17 protein-coding genes are annotated in these 16,559 nt (G+C 26.2%); 9 read left to right on the forward strand and 8 right to left on the reverse strand.

Features of this window, described 5'->3' with window-relative positions; translation table 11 throughout:
* Positions 1-648 (forward strand): endonuclease III, encoded by a 648-nt coding sequence (nth, locus tag ABLL_RS03935; protein ID WP_014473484.1) that lies wholly within the window; start codon positions 1-3, stop codon positions 646-648.
* Between the two features lie 8 nt (positions 649-656).
* Here the strand turns inward: nth and ABLL_RS03940 are convergent, their stop codons facing one another.
* The gene (locus ABLL_RS03940; protein WP_014473485.1) at positions 657-1,067 is read right to left on the reverse strand and encodes a hypothetical protein; all 411 of its coding nucleotides are present in this window, start codon (positions 1,065-1,067) and stop codon (positions 657-659) included.
* 78 nt (positions 1,068-1,145) lie between these two features.
* Here ABLL_RS03940 and ABLL_RS03945 point away from each other — a divergent pair, with 78 nt between their 5' ends.
* Both ABLL_RS03945 and ABLL_RS03950 read left to right on the forward strand, forming a co-directional pair.
* Positions 1,146-2,735, forward strand: a complete 1,590-nt coding sequence (locus ABLL_RS03945; RefSeq protein WP_014473486.1) for a glycerol-3-phosphate dehydrogenase/oxidase — start codon at positions 1,146-1,148, stop codon at positions 2,733-2,735.
* 65 nt (positions 2,736-2,800) lie between these two features.
* On the forward strand, positions 2,801-4,750 hold the full coding sequence (locus tag ABLL_RS03950) for a TonB-dependent siderophore receptor (RefSeq protein ID WP_014473487.1): 1,950 nt from the start codon (positions 2,801-2,803) through the stop codon (positions 4,748-4,750).
* A 10-nt stretch (positions 4,751-4,760) separates the two neighbouring features.
* Here ABLL_RS03950 and ABLL_RS03955 read toward each other — a convergent pair whose 3' ends face one another.
* Positions 4,761-5,990 carry an HD domain-containing protein gene (locus ABLL_RS03955; protein WP_014473488.1) on the reverse strand — a complete coding sequence of 410 codons (1,230 nt, stop codon included), beginning with the start codon at positions 5,988-5,990 and terminating at the stop codon, positions 4,761-4,763.
* A gap of 248 nt (positions 5,991-6,238) precedes the next feature.
* Between ABLL_RS03955 and ABLL_RS03960 the strand changes: the two genes are divergently transcribed.
* Both ABLL_RS03960 and ABLL_RS03965 read left to right on the forward strand, forming a co-directional pair.
* Positions 6,239-7,219 carry a DUF2156 domain-containing protein gene (locus ABLL_RS03960; protein WP_014473489.1) on the forward strand — a complete coding sequence of 327 codons (981 nt, stop codon included), beginning with the start codon at positions 6,239-6,241 and terminating at the stop codon, positions 7,217-7,219.
* Positions 7,216-7,629 (forward strand): GNAT family N-acetyltransferase, encoded by a 414-nt coding sequence (locus ABLL_RS03965; protein ID WP_014473490.1) that lies wholly within the window; start codon positions 7,216-7,218, stop codon positions 7,627-7,629. The genes ABLL_RS03960 and ABLL_RS03965 overlap by 4 nt, the downstream gene beginning before the upstream one ends.
* Positions 7,630-7,638: 9 nt before the next feature.
* Here ABLL_RS03965 and rpiB read toward each other — a convergent pair whose 3' ends face one another.
* From rpiB to folD, 3 genes are read right to left on the reverse strand one after another with little or no spacing between them, the layout of a single operon-like run.
* Positions 7,639-8,094, reverse strand: coding sequence for a ribose 5-phosphate isomerase B (gene rpiB, locus ABLL_RS03970; RefSeq protein ID WP_014473491.1), 456 nt, complete (start codon positions 8,092-8,094; stop codon positions 7,639-7,641).
* On the reverse strand, positions 8,094-8,879 hold the full coding sequence (gene lepB, locus ABLL_RS03975; RefSeq protein ID WP_014473492.1) for a signal peptidase I: 786 nt from the start codon (positions 8,877-8,879) through the stop codon (positions 8,094-8,096). The genes rpiB and lepB overlap by 1 nt, the downstream gene beginning before the upstream one ends.
* On the reverse strand, positions 8,880-9,740 hold the full coding sequence (gene folD / locus ABLL_RS03980; RefSeq protein WP_014473493.1) for a bifunctional methylenetetrahydrofolate dehydrogenase/methenyltetrahydrofolate cyclohydrolase FolD: 861 nt from the start codon (positions 9,738-9,740) through the stop codon (positions 8,880-8,882).
* Positions 9,741-9,900: 160 nt separating this feature from the next.
* Here folD and ABLL_RS03985 point away from each other — a divergent pair, with 160 nt between their 5' ends.
* From ABLL_RS03985 to ABLL_RS04000, 4 genes are read left to right on the forward strand one after another with little or no spacing between them, the layout of a single operon-like run.
* A complete protein-coding gene (locus tag ABLL_RS03985; protein ID WP_014473494.1) occupies positions 9,901-10,437 on the forward strand; it encodes a 50S ribosomal protein L25/general stress protein Ctc in 537 nt (178 codons plus the stop codon).
* A 9-nt stretch (positions 10,438-10,446) separates the two neighbouring features.
* A complete protein-coding gene (gene pth / locus ABLL_RS03990) occupies positions 10,447-10,998 on the forward strand; it encodes an aminoacyl-tRNA hydrolase (RefSeq protein ID WP_014473495.1) in 552 nt (183 codons plus the stop codon).
* A 2-nt stretch (positions 10,999-11,000) separates the two neighbouring features.
* Positions 11,001-12,068: an LptF/LptG family permease gene (locus ABLL_RS03995; RefSeq protein ID WP_014473496.1), complete on the forward strand. Its 1,068-nt coding sequence runs from the start codon at positions 11,001-11,003 to the stop codon at positions 12,066-12,068.
* 14 nt (positions 12,069-12,082) lie between these two features.
* Positions 12,083-12,529, forward strand: a complete 447-nt coding sequence (locus tag ABLL_RS04000; RefSeq protein WP_041654664.1) for an NUDIX domain-containing protein — start codon at positions 12,083-12,085, stop codon at positions 12,527-12,529.
* On the opposite strand, the gene ABLL_RS04005 is transcribed toward ABLL_RS04000, so the two are convergent.
* The 3 genes from ABLL_RS04005 to tyrS all read right to left on the reverse strand — a co-directional run bounded on the left by ABLL_RS04005 (position 12,492) and on the right by tyrS (position 16,545).
* Entirely contained in the window at positions 12,492-14,126 is a 1,635-nt protein-coding gene (locus tag ABLL_RS04005) for an N-acetylmuramoyl-L-alanine amidase (protein ID WP_014473498.1), read from the reverse strand. The genes ABLL_RS04000 and ABLL_RS04005 overlap by 38 nt on opposite strands.
* A 119-nt stretch (positions 14,127-14,245) precedes the next feature.
* Positions 14,246-15,325 carry a nitronate monooxygenase gene (locus ABLL_RS04010; RefSeq protein ID WP_014473499.1) on the reverse strand — a complete coding sequence of 360 codons (1,080 nt, stop codon included), beginning with the start codon at positions 15,323-15,325 and terminating at the stop codon, positions 14,246-14,248.
* A gap of 11 nt (positions 15,326-15,336) precedes the next feature.
* The gene (tyrS, locus tag ABLL_RS04015; protein WP_014473500.1) at positions 15,337-16,545 is read right to left on the reverse strand and encodes a tyrosine--tRNA ligase; all 1,209 of its coding nucleotides are present in this window, start codon (positions 16,543-16,545) and stop codon (positions 15,337-15,339) included.
* Between the last annotated feature and the right edge of the window lie 14 nt (positions 16,546-16,559).

The following is a 16,559-nucleotide window of genomic DNA, read 5'->3' on the forward strand; positions in this document are numbered from 1 at the left end:
ATGAAAAAAGCAACAAAACAAGATATAGAAATAATCAAACAAGCTTTTATTGAAAAGTATAGTGATGCAGTTACAGAGCTAAATTATCGAAATGATTATGAATTATTAATAGCTATTATTTTAAGTGCTCAATGTACAGATAAAAGAGTAAATATAATAACTCCAGCACTTTTTGAAAAATATCCAAGTGTTAAAGAGTTGGCTGTTGCTGAACTTGATGATGTGAAAGAGTTATTAAAATCTTGTTCATTTTTTAATAATAAAGCAAAAAATATCATTAAAATGGCTCAAAGTGTTTTGATGAATTATGATGGTGAGATTCCCCATGACCAACAAAAGCTTATGAAACTTGCAGGTGTTGGAAACAAAACTGCAAATGTTTTTATGATTGAGTTTGAAGGTGCAAATCTTATGGCTGTAGATACTCACGTTTTTAGAGTTTCTCATAGACTAGGACTTAGCGATGGAAAAACAGTCGATATAACTGAGGCTGATTTGGTTAAAAAACTAAAAGGGCATGATTTACATATTTTTCATCAAGCAATGGTTTTATTTGGAAGATATATTTGTAAAGCTGTAAAACCTGAGTGTGAAAATTGTTTGTTTCCTCAGGTTTGTAAAAGTAAAAGTGGATTTAAACCAGCATAAAAGAAGATTTACTTTAACGTACATTCTTCTTTTAAATTTGAGAAATCTTTAAATACAAAATTATTTTCTATTTTATCTATTTCAACATTTGAAGCTACACATAAAAACTCTTTGTCATTTTTCTTTATAAGATATGTAAATTTATAAATAAATTTTGTTTTAGAACTTACTACTTTGTTATTTAATAGTTCAGCTGTCAATCCTTCTATACTTACATTTTTCTCTTTTTCATATTTTTCTTTAAACATTTTAGGAAAAAAGTTCTCTTGGTTTTTTTCATATACTATGAAAGCAACAGTAGAAATAATAATAATCAATAAAAGGATTATAAACTCTCTTTTTTCAAATTGGCTATTTACTTTATACAATATCAAAGTAGTAGCTATGATTAAAATAGTAATGGCAATAATTATTTGCATTTAATTCCTTTTTATTTATTTTTATTATATCCTAGCTTAGCAAAAAGCTTTTTTTAAATACCTTTAATTGAGAAAAATATGATAAATTCAATAGATGAAAACTATGATATTGTTGTGATTGGCGGTGGAGCTGTTGGAAGTGGAATATGTCTTGATGCAACACTTAGAGATTATAAAGTTTTACTTTTAGAAAAAGATGATTTTGGAAGTAAAGCTAGTTCTAAAAGTTCAAAATTAGTTCATGGTGGAGTTAGGTATCTTGAAAAAGCAATCAAAGAGTTTGATAAATCTCAATATAATTTAGTAAAAGAAGCTTTAAAAGAAAGAGCTATTTTTTTAAAAAATGCTTCAAATATATCAAAAAAATTAAAAATAAATATTCCAAATTATTCTTATTTTAGCCTAATTAAAAACTATATTGGTTTGTTTATTTATAAATTAATTTCATTTAAAAATAGTTTAGGTAATAACACTTTTTTAAATAAAGTTGTTAGTAGTTACTATTTTCAAAATTTAAGAAAAAAGAATTTAAAAGCATGTATTTCATTTTACGATGGAACTTTTTTAGATTTTAGAATGATAATCTCACTTATACAATCAGCTTTTGAAAATGGTGCAGTTGTTAAAAATTATTGTGAAGTTAAAAATTTTTTATATGATGATAATCATAATATTTTAGGTGTGAAGTATTTTGATAAAGTAAAAAATGAAGAGTTTGAAATCAAATCAAAAGTTATCATAAATGCAACAGGTGCAAATGTTGATAATATGAGATTTTTAGATAATGAAACAAAAGAAGTTTTAACTTTAAGTAGTGGAATTCATATTGTTGTTTCAAAGGATTTTTTATCTTCTGATGAAGCAATTTTGATACCAAATACAAGTGATAATAGAGTTATTTTTGTATTGCCTTTTTTAGAACATTGTTTAATAGGAACAACAGATAATAAAACTTTTTATGAGGAAAATTCAAAAGTAAAAGATGAAGAAATAGAGTATTTATTAAAAGAGGTAAATAATTATTTTGATAAAACTTTATCAAAAGATGATATTTTATCTTCATGGAGTGGAATTCGACCTCTTGTAAAAAGTGACAAATCAAAAACAGAACAAATAAACAGAGAACATTCTATTTTTACTTCAAAAAGTGGTTTAGTTTCAATTTGCGGTGGGAAATGGACTACCTATAGAAAAATGGCAAATGATATGATGGATTATTTAATAAAGCAAGAAAAAATTGAAAAGAAAGAGCTGTGTAAAACAAAAAAATATAAACTTGTAGGAAATAGGCAAAAGAAAAAAAACTTAGAAAAATTAACTTCATTTTATCCTATTTCAAAAAAAACAAAAAAATCTTTGATTTCACTTTATGGAGATAATTCAACAAAGATTTTAGCACTTGCAGATGAAAATAAAGATTTTGATTTACTAGATGAAAGATTTCCTTATTTAAAAAAAGAGATAGAATATTGTATAAAAGAAGAGTTTATTCAAAAACCAATAGATTATTTAGCAAGAAGAATAGGGCTTTGTTTTGTAGATAAAAAATCTTCTTTAGAACTTGTTGATATTGTTTGTGAAAAAATGGCAAAAATTTTGAAATGGAATATTGAAAAAAAAGAAAAAGAGAAATTTGAAGCAAAAGAGTTTATTCAAAACTATTTTTAATAATTAACAGTAAATTAACAGCTCTTTGTAATACTTTCATAAATTTTTAATACAAGGTAAAATTTATGAATAGAATTATTTCTCTATCACTTGTAACAACTGCTGTTTTATTTGCAAGTGAAACTAATACATTGGAAACTATCAGTGTAGTTGAAACTGCAAACTCAAAAATAGTAAAAGATGTTAGCAGTGAACAAATAAAAAGTGCCGATTTAGCAGAAGCATTGATGAAAAATATACCATCAATTTCAATTGTAAGAAGAAGTGGAATAGCAAATGATATTATTTTAAGAGGACAAAAAAAAGATAATATAAATATTTTACTTGATGATGCAAAAATTTATGGAGCTTGTCCAAATAGAATGGATCCAGCAACATCTCATGTTTTAACTAATAATATTGAAAGTGTAAAAGTAATTGAAGGTCCTTATGATGTTGAAAACTTTGGAACTTTAAGTGGTTTAGTTCAAGTTAAAACTAAAGAACCAACAAAAGATCTTCATGGTGAAATTAACTTAAATGCAGGAAGTTATGGTTATACAAAAGCTAGTGCAACTGTAAGTGGTGGAACAGATAGATTTAAACTTTTAGTTTCAACTTCAACAGAAACAGGAGATCAATATGAAGATGGAAATGGTGATAATTTCTTACAACAACAAATAAAAAAAGGTGTTCCTCTTGTAAACCAATATTCAAGAGATGATTTAGACGCATTTGAGAAAAAAACTCTTTTAACAAAAGGTGTGTTTAATATAAATGATGACCAAGAAATAAAACTTTCATATACAGCAAATAGAAGTGATAATGTTTTATATCCAAATACACCAATGGACGCTGATTATGATAATTCAAATATTTACACAATTGGGTATACAGCAAGAAATTTAGCAAGCTTTTCAAAAGAACTTAATATAGATTATTACTATTCAGAAGTTGATCATCCAATGAGTACAAAACTTAGAAACTATACTGCAATGGGTGCAACTGGATATATGACAAATCATATGAAATCTTCTATTTGGGGAACTAAAATAAAAAATAGTATGGAAGTTGCAAACTCTTTAGTTACAGTTGGATTAGATACAAGTGTAAGAAATTGGAAAGGTGAAAAATATATGACTTCTGTTATGGGAATGCAAATGCCATCAACAGCAAGTTTAGATTCAACAGACACTACAAATAAAGCAATTTTTACTAAAGTAGAAAAATCATTTGGGAAACTTGATTTAGAATTTGGTGCTAGATATGATTATACAGATATCGATTCTATAAATATTGCAAAAACAGATAAAAAATATGCTTCATTAAATGCAAATATTTTTGGTATTTATAATGCAGATGAAAATACAAAATATTTTGCAGGTATTGGAAAATCTGCGAGAGTTCCTGATGCAAGAGAACTTTATATGGGTGCAAATAATGATTTAGAAGATACAAAAAATTATGAGGCTGATTTAGGATTTGATAAAACTATTGGTAATTTTAATATCAAACCAAAACTATTTTATTCAGTGTTAAAAGATTATATTTATAACACAGGAACTTTTGAAAATATTGATGCAAAAATCTATGGATTAGATATTAGTGGATTATATGCAATAAATGATAACTTTTCTTTAGATTATGGAATAGCTTATCAAAGAGGTAAAAAAGATGAGGATGTTACTGATAAAGATTTAGCAGAAATTCCACCATTAAAAGCAAATTTAGCTTTAAATTATGAACAAGATAAAGCTAAATATACAGCTGAGGTTATTGCAGTTGATAGATGGGATAGTTATGATACTTCGGCAAAAGAACAAGAGTTATCTGGTTATGCTATTGTAAATTTAAAATATACAAACCAATTACATAAAAACTTTGCTTTAACACTTGGACTTGATAATGTATTTGATAAAACTTATGCATCAACAAATACTTATCAAGATATAACTTATGTTGCTGCTGGAGGAGAAAGAGTTTTACTTAATGATCCAGGACGTTATGGATATGTAAACTTAAAATATAGCTTTTAAAAGCTATATTTTAATCAAAATCCATTCTAGCTTGTGTTTGTCCTGTTGTTCCAAATTCATAATCGATTTGAGTAGCAATTGCTTTGAAATCTATTCCTTGAATCTCTTTTAAACTTTTTAAAATCTCTTTTTTACCACTTATTAATTCTTTAGATTTTATTCCATGTGAGATTGATAAACTAGCTTCAACAAATGCTGATAATTTATCACACTGTTTTAATGCAAGTCCATCAATTGCTTCATATTTATCAATGTTATATTTTGAAATATCTTCTACAACTTCAATTTTTCCATTGTTTTTAATCTTATTTGTAAATTCTTCTTTAATTCCATCATAAAGACCTAAGATATAAGAAAACTCTTCATGCAAAGTTTCTGGAATATTTGGCAGAATATCATCTTCAATTTTTTCTATTTCATACTCTGCAATTATGTCAGATAATTCATCAACGCAGTATTTTACAGGAGTGATTATATCTCTTGTTAAAGCTTCAGGTAAATCATGAAATAAAGCTGTAAAGAAGTTATTTTGTAATCTTTTATCACAAGCTTTTACTTCAAGTGAGAAAAAATATCCAAATATTGCAACAGTAAGCATATGTCCTAAAACAGATGTTTCAGGGATTCTTGGAGTTTGAGCCCATCTTTTTTGGAATCTTAATCTACCACTTAAATCTACAATTTTTCCTAATTTTTTATTTAATGCAATTTTTCGCACTCCAATTAATTCATAATAATCTTCAAGCTCTTCATCAACACTTTTTTTTACATCTTCAATATCATTTAAAAATTGACTTGTTTGATAAACTATTGAAAACTCCCATTTTGTTGCAAGATATGAAGCTGCTTTTAAAATAAATCTCTCTTTTTTATACATTTCTGGATTGTTTAAAAACTCTTCAAATTTTTGTAAAAAAGTTCCATTATCTATATCTTTTATAGAAGAAGATAATTTTGAAATAACCCAACTATTAATCTCTTTTGATTTTTTTTGTAAAGCTTTTCTAAAAACATCAGGTCTTATATCAGTTACAACTACACGTCTTAAAAATTCAAAAATACCAGCTTCTATTAAGTGTGTAAAATTTATATCTTTTTCAAGTTTTGCTATAAAATAAGCAATTATAAATTTGTGAGCTTGTTTATCAAGTTCTACTAGTTCAACCATTCTTGGATAATCATTCCATCTTTGAATAGATGCACTTGAGAAAATATAATCTATAATCTTTGGATTTATCAATTTTTATCCTTTGGATCTTTTTTATCATCGTTAAAAAACATCATTTTTTTGCCAAGTAACATTAAACTAACAACAATAAACATCATTAAATATACTTGCCAATCATTCATAAAATATGCCTTTTTAAATTTGTTTGATTATGTCATAATATTGATAAATAGGCACTTATAAGAAATATTTTATCACTTTGATGCAAAATCAAAAATTAGATGTATAATTCGCAAAAAATTTCTTAAGGAAAAAACAAAATGTCAACTTTGACAATAAACAATCATACTTTAGAACACTTTGATTTAAGTGCAAAAGATACGATGAATGAATACTTAAAATTAATAAATGTTGATTTAAGTGATTATACATTTGCTGGAAATTACATATGGTTATCAACAGCAACAGGATTTTATGCAATAGTAAATGATACTTTTTGTCTGTTTATTCTAAATTCTGGAACATTAACTATGCTTTTACCTCCAATTGGTAAAAAAGAGAATACTTATGAAGCAATGCTTAAATGCTTTGAAATAATGAATGCACATAATAGTAATAGAAATTATTCAAAAATAGAGTATGTTCATGAAGAGTTACTCGAAGGTTTTGTTGATTATTTAGAAGAGGGGACTTTAGTTTATGAAATGCTAAAAGATTTTATTGTAGAGAAGAAACTTGTAGATTATATTTATAAAGTTGAAGATTTAATAGATTTAAAAGGCGATTCATACAAATCAAAAAGAAATGAAATAAATAGATTTAGAAAAGTTTATCCAAATCATAGATTAGAAATTTTAGACAAAGAAAAACATTCAAAAGAAGTTTTAGCTCTTTTTAACAAATGGGTAAAAGATAGAACAACTTATATGCCAAAAGAAGAGGTTGAAGCTTTTTTAGATGGAATATATTTTGAAAGATTTGCAGTTAAAAGACTGATGAATGATTATGACAAATTAGATGTTATAGGTTTAGTAATTTATATAAATGATGAAATAAAAGGTTTTACTGTTGGTGAAAAAATAAATGAAACTACAGCTAGTGTAATTATAGAAAAAACAGATTTTGAAGTTTTAGGTTGTGCTCAGTTTATTTTTAGAGAGTTTACAAAAATACTAAAAGATAAATATGCAATCGAATATATTAATGTTGGTGATGATATGGGATTTGAAAATCTTAAAAAAGTAAAAATGTCATATAGACCTAAAAAAATTGTTCCTAAATATGTAATTTATCAAAAATGATTAAAAAAGCAAAAAAAGAAAATCTAAAATTTTTATATGATTTAGAAAACAAAGTTTTTACAAATGACCCTTTTTCTTTAAGTAAAGAGTCTTTTAAATATCATATTTTGAAAAACAATTTATATGTATTTGAAATAGATGAAAAAATTGTTGGTTATATTTTATGGCTTGAAAGAAAAAACTATTTTAGATTATATTCTTTAGCAATTGATAGTGATTTCCAAGCTTTAGGAATTGCTTCAAAATTACTTGAATATAGTTTTGAAAATCTCAAAAATAAAAATTACTCATTAGAAGTTAAAATAACAAATATAAAAGCAATAAAATTATATGAAAAATTTGGATTTAAAATAAAAAAAGTTTTAAAAGATTATTATGAAGATAGTGATGGATATTTGATGGTAAAGTAGAGCATAATATTATGCTCTACAACTTCTCATTTTCCCTAAGGCATTGATTTTTTCAACTCTTTGAGAATGTCTTCCACCTTCAAATGAAGCTTTATCCCAAGCATCAACGATAGCTTCAATCATTCCATAACCTGAAACTCTTTCGCCTAAACAAATAACATTTGCATCGTTATGTTCTCTTGCCATTTTTGCAGAGTATTCATTGTGGCATAAAGCGGCTCTTATTCCATCAAATTTATTTGCAGCCATACTCATACCTATTCCTGAACCACAAATTAAAATTCCTTTAGAACCTTCATTTTCTAATACATTCTTACAAACAAGTGCAGCAAAATCAGGATAATCAACTCTATTTTTATTATTTGGACCTAAATCTATAACTTCGTGTCCTCTTTTCTCAAAAAGTTCTTTAACATAAGCTTTGATGTCTATTCCCGCATGATCAGCACCAATATAATATCTCATTAATAGATTCCTTCTTGATGATTTATTTCTATATTTTTTGTATCCATATTTTTTTCAATACTTTTTACACTTTTTAGAACTCTATCCCATCTGATTTCTTTATTCTCATCCCAAGAAAAATATACAAACCAAGGTGTTCCTACAATAAATTTATATGGAACTGTTCCCCAAAATCTTGAGTCATTTGAGTGATCTCTATTGTCTCCCATCATAAATGTTTCATCTTCAGGAACAATTATAGGCATCATATTAAATAATTCACTAGGATTTAAACCATTATTTACAACAGATGGATCATGATGAATTCCAGGATGTTCATGCATATAAGGATCAACAACCCAAAGTTTATCTTCAACTTCAATAATATTTTCTTTTGGATAATTTGCTTTTACAAATTCATTACCTTCTTTTGGATGTAATAAAAGATGTTTATCTTTTATTGCAACTAAATCTCCACCTGTTGCAACTGCTCTTTTTACATAGTGAATTGTTTCATTTTTAGGATATCTAAAAACAACAATATCACCACGTTTTGGTCTTTCACCTTCAATTAAATGACCATTTTCATTAAAATCAGGTAAAACTTTTATTTCAAGCCATGGAATTCTTGGTGTTGGAATTCCATATGAAAATTTCTTTACAAAAAGCATATCTCCAATAAGTAAAGTATTTTTCATACTTCCACTTGGAATTACAAATGCTTGTGCAATAAAAAATATAATTGCAAGAACTATTACTATTGTTCCCGTCCATGAAGAGGACCAGTTATATATTTTTTTTAACATTTATTTTATTTCTCTTTTATCTCTTAATTTAGCAGCTTTGATAGTATTTTTTAATAACATAGCAATAGTCATTGGACCAACTCCACCAGGAACTGGAGTTAAAAAAGAACATTTATCTTTTAAACCTTCAAAATCAGCATCTCCAACTAATTTTCCAGTTTCAAGTCTATTAATACCAACATCAATAACAACAGCGCCATCTTTTACCATATCAGCTTTTAATAGATATGGAACTCCAACTGCAATTACAACAATATCAGCTGCAAGTGTATGAGCTTTTAAATCTTTTGTTCTTGAATTACAAACAGTTACAGTTGCTTTTGCATTGATTAAAAGTGAAGCCATTGGTTTTCCAACAATATCGCTACTTCCAATAACTACAACATTTTTTCCACTTAATTCAATCCCATACTCTTCAAACATTCTCATAACACCAAATGGAGTTGCTGGCAAAAAGGCATCAAGATTTGAAACCATTCTTCCTACGTTGTATGGATGGAAACCATCAACATCTTTTAAAGGATTAATTGCTTCAAGAACAATTGTTGTATCAATATGTTTAGGAAGTGGAAGTTGAACTAAAATACCATCAAGTTTTGGATTTTCATTCATTCTTGCAATTGTTTCAAGTAATTCTTCTTGAGTTATACTTTCAGGCATTTCATGAACAACAGAGTAGATTCCTGCATTTTTACATGATTTTGCTTTACTTGCTACATAAGTTGCACTTGCTGGATCATTTCCAACTAAAATTACTGCAAGTCCTGGAGTTATTTGTTTCTCTTCTACAAGTTGGGCAACTTCAACTTTAACTTCTTCTTTGATTTTTTCAGATAATGCTTTTCCATCTAATAATATCATCGGATTTTAACCTTATATTTGTTTTTTATTGAGGTAATTATGTTATCTAAAATTCTATTAATAAAAGTTAAATAAATAATTAATAAAAACTTAAACCAATATTTAGTTAAAATTAAATATAATCCCGTCTCAAATTATAAAATTAAACAAAAGGATCGTTATGTTAGAGGGTATCATTAGAGATAGTATGACAAAACAAGCTACTAAAACTTTAAGAAGAGAAGGATATTTAATTGCAAATATCTACGGTAAAGGTTTAGAAAATATTTCAGCTGCATTTAAAAGAAATGAATTTATTAAATTCTTAAGAAATAAAGAAACATTAGCATTTGATGTTAATTTATCTGGAAATGTATTAAAAGTTGTAGTTCAAGAGTATCAAAAATGTCCATTAACTTCTGAGTTATTACATGTTGATTTAATGGTTGCACAAGCAGGTGTTAAAACTTCATATAAAATTCCAGTTAAAACTACAGGTATTGCTAAAGGTCTTAAAAATAAAGGTCTTTTAATGGTTCATACAAAAAGAGTACCTGTTAAATGTACAATTGAAGAATTACCAAACAATATTACTTTAGATGTAACAAATTTAGATACAGGTGATAATATCTTAATTAGAGATTTAACTTTACCAGAAAATATAGATTGTTTCTTAGATCCAAGAGTACCAGTTGTTGGTGTAATTAAAGCTAAATAATAAAAATTTATGCATTTAATCGTAGGTCTTGGAAATATTGGTGAAAAATATCATTTAACAAGACATAATATAGGATTTTTAGTTATCGATGAGATGACTAAAAATCTTTCTACTTCAAATATAAATAATTCAAATTTTCAATCAACACTTTTAAAATCAGGATATAACCTTTTTGCAAAACCAACAACATATATGAATAATTCGGGTATTGCTGTTCATGCTATAAAAGAGTATTACAAAATTGAGTTAGAGAATATTATTGTAATTCATGATGATTTAGATTTACCATTTGGAACAGTAAAGTTTAAAATTGGTGGTGGACATGGTGGACACAATGGTCTTAGATCTTTAGATTCTCACATTGGAAAAGATTATATTAGGGTTAGAATAGGAATTGGAAAACCAGCAGATAAAAATGATGTTGCAAATTATGTATTAAGTAACTTTTCAAAAGAAGAGTTAAATAAATTGCAAGATATAATACCACATACTATAAAAGCGATAGAAGCACTTAAAACTGAAGAAATCGATTATGTAAAATCTAAATTTACATTGAAGTAAACATGAGCATATTAACAAAATATATTTTAAAAAGATACATACTTAATTTTATTATTGTCTTAATCTCTCTTGAACTATTTTTTGTTGGAATTGATTATTTACAAAATTTTAAAAATGTTCCAACATCAGCAAATTTACAATTACTTTATATTTTATACAACAGTTTTTTTACTTTAACTTTAGCATTACCCTTATCCATAGTTTTTGGTTGGGTTATTACTTTAGTAGTTTTTGTAAGAAATAATGAATTTGTTGCATTTAATGCTCTTGGTGCTACAAGAAAAGAGATATTTATGCCAGTTGTTTCAATTTCAATTTTACTATTATTTTTATTGATTTTTTTACAGATGACACCTCTTGCTTATTCTTATGATCAAAAAAGAAAGATATTAAATAATGAATATTTTACAAGTACAAAAAATGATATTTTTTTAAAATATAATGATTATTATGTATATTTTGAAAAATTATTACCTTTAGAAAAAAGAGCTGAAAATATACATATCTTTAGAGTAAATAATAGTGATGTTGTTGAAAGTATTATAGGAGAAAAAGCATATTTTCAAAATAATAGATGGTATGTTGTTAATGTTAAAATAATAAATAAACCCGAAAATATTGATGTAGATAATTCAAAATTAGATATAAAATATGAAAAATTTTTACATACTTTAGATGGATTTAAACCAAAAATTTTAGATAATGTATATGAAAGTAAAACAGATTTTTCTATTTTTGATGCAATTTCTGCATTGGTTTTATTAAAAGAACAAGGTATAAATACCCAAAAAATTAGAGGAGTGCTATATAATCAATTAGTTATTCCATTTTTTGTTATTCCTATATTATTATTAATTTATGCATATGCATCTTTAAATAGTAGATTTTTTAATATTGGAAAGTTTACTTCTCTTTCAATTTTTGGAACATTGATTGTATGGGGATTTTTCTTTATGTTATTCAAACTTACAAGTTCAGGCAGTATTACTCCTGAAATATCTTTATTATTACCAATGTTATTTTGGTTGATTTTCTCTACATCTGTTTATAATAAAAAAATAAATTCTTAAAAGGCTAAAACAAAATGAGATCTCATGTTAAGGCATATGGTGTTGTACCATATATGGTAAAAGGTGATGATATAAAAATATTATTATGCCGTTCAATTGCAAGTAAAGATAAATGGGGTTGTTTAAAAGGAACAAAAAATAGAAACGAAACAGCTTATGAATGTGCAAAAAGAGAGTTTATTGAAGAGAGTTCAATAAATGTTGATATTGCATTATTTGAAGATTATTTTGAACAAATAAATATAGACAAAGATATTGGTATTTGGTTAGTAAATAGTAAAAATATTGAAGATTTAGAAAAATATTTTTTAAATGATACTTTAAAAAGTAACTATTTATCTTGGGAAAATTCAAAAGTAAAGTTTTTTTCTTTAAATAATCTTCCAAGAATTAAAAATAAACAAGAGATTTTAATAAAAGAAATTACGGATTTTTTAAAAAGTAAGAATCTACACCATTAGCAATTCCATTTGCTAATAGTTGTTGATACTCTTTATTATACAATCTACGACTCTCTTCAGGATGAGATATATATCCTAACTCAACTAAAATTGATGGCATTTGTGCTCCAACTAAAACCCAAAATGGTCCTTCTCTTACACCTGAGTCACCTACATCTTTATATTTAGTACGAGCTGATTGCAAAATTCCAGCTTGTACATCAATTGCTAATTTATGAGATGCAGTTATTCTTGGACGATTTAATGATTCTAAAAATACATCTTTAGAAGAAGAACTCATTTCTCTTATATCTGATTTATTTTCAAGTGCTGCTACTCTTTTTGCTCTTTCACTTCTTGCTGGACTTAAGAAGAATGTTTCTATTCCAGCAACTTCATGAGCTTTTTCTTTTGGTACAGCATTAGTGTGAATAGAAATAAATATATCAGCATTTTTCTCATTTGCCAAAATAGTTCTATTCATAACTTTTATAAATCTATCATTGTTTCTTGTTAAAAATACTTTGTAACCTCTTTGTTTTAAAATAGTATATAAATATTTTGAAACATTTAGATTTATAACTTTTTCATATTTTTTGTTTGGTCCAACTGCTCCAACATCATCTCCACCATGTCCAGCATCTATAACAATAATTTTATTTATTATTCTTTGTGGTGTAGTTTTAACAGCAGTATCTGTAGGTGTATTTACTGTAATTATTAATTCTCTTTGACTTAAAGAATAACTAATTTTACTATTTACTTTATTTGTTAATCTAATTCTTACTAAATTATTGCCATTTTGTGTTGAAACTATTTTGTCAATACCTAGAATATTTAATTTTAAAGGAACAATATATTTGTATTTTCCATCAATATCAAAAATATTTTCATAGTTTCCATTTTGTTTAAAAGCTCTAAACTTGATATTGTTTTTTGAATAATTTTTATTAAATTTAACAATAATTTTATTATCTTCAGTTGTTATTAATCTAATAGAATTTTTTTCATCAATAAAATCATTTGTTGGATTCTTTACTTCTTTTATAGGAGTAATTTCTTCTATTTTTTTATCTAATATTGGTTCTTTTATCTTATTAGTTGGAAGATTATTTACTGTAATAATAATTTGCCGTTTATTTATACTTATTGATGAACTGATAGCTTTTTTATCTGATAATACTATTCTCAAAACATTTGGTTTAAATTGACCAAGAGTTATTTTATCTAATCCATTAATATCAAGTTTAGTAGGTATTGCATCTTTAAAATAACCATTTATATCAAACACATCTTTATATAAACTTGTTTGATTTAACTCAAAAAATTTAATATCATTTTTATCAATATCAACATTAAAATCAATAATAATTTGATTATTTGACGTATAAACAGATTTTATAGAGTAAATAATATTAGATGAATTACTATTTTTCTTATTATCAGATGCTTTTTCTATATTAATTGAAGAAGATGTATTGTTTTGAGAATTTTTATTTTGACGAGAGATAAGAATTTCTAATTTTTTCTTATCAGGGCGAACATCTTTTTTTAATTTTTCACCTAATTCAATCACTTTTTTTAGTTCATCAATCTTTAGCTGCTCATCTTTTTTCAAAGCAGCTTTTAAAAACTCTATTTTTGCTGCTCGATATTGTTGTTCTAAATTATCAATATAAGAATTTGCAAATAACAGATTAAATGTGATGATTAGAATAAAAAATTTTTTAAAGATTTCTATTCTCCCATAGTTAATTTTTGCATTAATTCTTTTACTGTAATTATTTTATCAATTCTATAACCATTTGAACCTGAGAAAAATAGACCAGTTTCAAGATCACCTTTATATGCTGCTCCTAGTCTATCTGCAATACAATATCCAACAAGTTTAGCTTCATGACCTCTATTACATGGACTTACACAATTTGAAACACACTGAACTTTAGGTGCAGTATGATTTTCAATCGAAAATTGCAGATTTGTTCTTACACCACGTGCTGGAAGTCCAACAGGAGATTTCATAAGTTGAATATCTTCTTTTTTAGCATTAAGTAATACATTTTTAAAGTTTGTATCAGCATCACATTCAAATGTTCCTATAAATCTAGTTGCCATTTGAACACCAGCACAACCCATTGCTAAGAATTTGTCTATGTCTTTTTTATCCCAAACTCCACCAGCTGCAATAACTGGAATATTTCCCCATTTTTTTGCTTCTTCTATTACTGGAGGAACAATATTTTCTAACTGGAACTCTTCTTTATAACAATCTTCATATTTAAATCCTTGATGTCCACCACTTAGAGGTCCTTCAACAATAATTGCATCAGGAATTTTGTTATATCTTTCCCATTTTTTACAAATAAGTTTTAAAGCCCTTGCACTTGAAACTATTGGTACAAGTGCAACATCAGGATAATCTTTTGTAAATTCAGGCATATTTGTAGGAAGTCCAGCACCTGTAATAATAATATTAGCACCTGCTTCACAAGCATCATGAACAACTCTTCCATAATCATTTATTGCATACAATACATTACAAGCAAGTGGAGCATCTCCACAAATTTTTCTAGCATTATCAAAAATCTCTTTTAAAGCATCTTTACTATAAAAATTGATTACATCTTTAGGCTTATCTTTTTTTGTAATTATGTGAACATTCTCACTTTTATTTTTATAATATCCTGTTCCAACAGCTGAAATTACACCAAGTCCACCTTCTAAACTAACGCTTCCAGCTAATTGATCCCAACTTATTCCTACACCCATTCCACCTTGTATGATTGGATGCTTTATTTCATACTTTCCTATTCTCAAAATTAGCCTTTCTATTTTATTACTATCTTAGCGAAACTTTTTTTACCTTTTTGTAAAATATATTCACCTTTTTCTAAATTTAACTTATCATCATTTATTTTTTCTTGATTAATTGATACAGCATTTGCTTTTATATCCCGTCTTGCTTGTGAAGTTGAATCAACTAATTTTGAATCAACTAAAGCTTGACAAATCCAGATAGAATCTTCAAAAATAAATTCTGGCATATCTGTTGGAATGTCTTTTTTTGCGAATACTCTTTCAAATTCTTCTTTTGCTTTTTCACCAAAACCAGCACCATGGAATCTATCTACTATTTCCATTGCTAATTCTTCTTTTACTTTTTTAGGATGTAATGTACCATTTTTTACACCATTTTGAATATCTTCAATTTCTTTTAAAGATTTTGAAGATAATAATTCAAAATATCTCCACATTAGTTCATCAGAAATTGAAAGAATTTTTCCAAACATATCAAAAGGTTCATCTGTAACTCCAATATAGTTACCTAAAGATTTAGACATTTTTTGAACACCATCTAATCCTTCAAGAATTGGCATCATTAAAACAGCTTGTTGTTTTTTACAATTGTATGCTTTTTGTAAAGTTCTTCCCATTAGAAGATTGAATTTTTGGTCTGTTCCACCAAGTTCAATATCTGTATTCATAGCAACAGAATCATAACCTTGCAATAAAGGATATATAAATTCACTTACAGCTATTGGTGTATTTGATGCATATCTTTTTGAAAAATCATCACGTTCTAACATTCTTGCAACTGTTAAATTTGAAGCAAGTGCAATTAAACCACCTGTTCCTAACTCTTTTAGCCAAGAACTATTAAATACTACTTGAGTTTTATTTGAATCTAAAATTTTAAATACTTGTTCTTTATATGTTTCTGCATTTTTTAATACTTGTTCACTACTTAAAACTTTTCTTGTTTCACTTTTTCCTGTTGGATCTCCAATAGTTGCAGTAAAATCTCCAATCAAAAATTGAATAATTCCACCAAATTTTTGAAAAGTTGCAAGTTTTTGAATTAATACTGTATGTCCTAAATGTAAGTCAGGAGCAGTTGGATCAAAACCAGCTTTTACAAAAAAATTTTCACCTGTTTCAAAATATTTTTTTATTAATTTTTCAATTGCTTCAATATCAATTATTTCTGCGCATCCTCTTTTTATTTCATTTAATGCTTCTTTAATTCTATTTTCCATTAATTTTTTAACCT

This window comes from Arcobacter sp. L (assembly GCF_000284235.1).
Classification (GTDB): domain Bacteria; phylum Campylobacterota; class Campylobacteria; order Campylobacterales; family Arcobacteraceae; genus Aliarcobacter; species Aliarcobacter defluvii.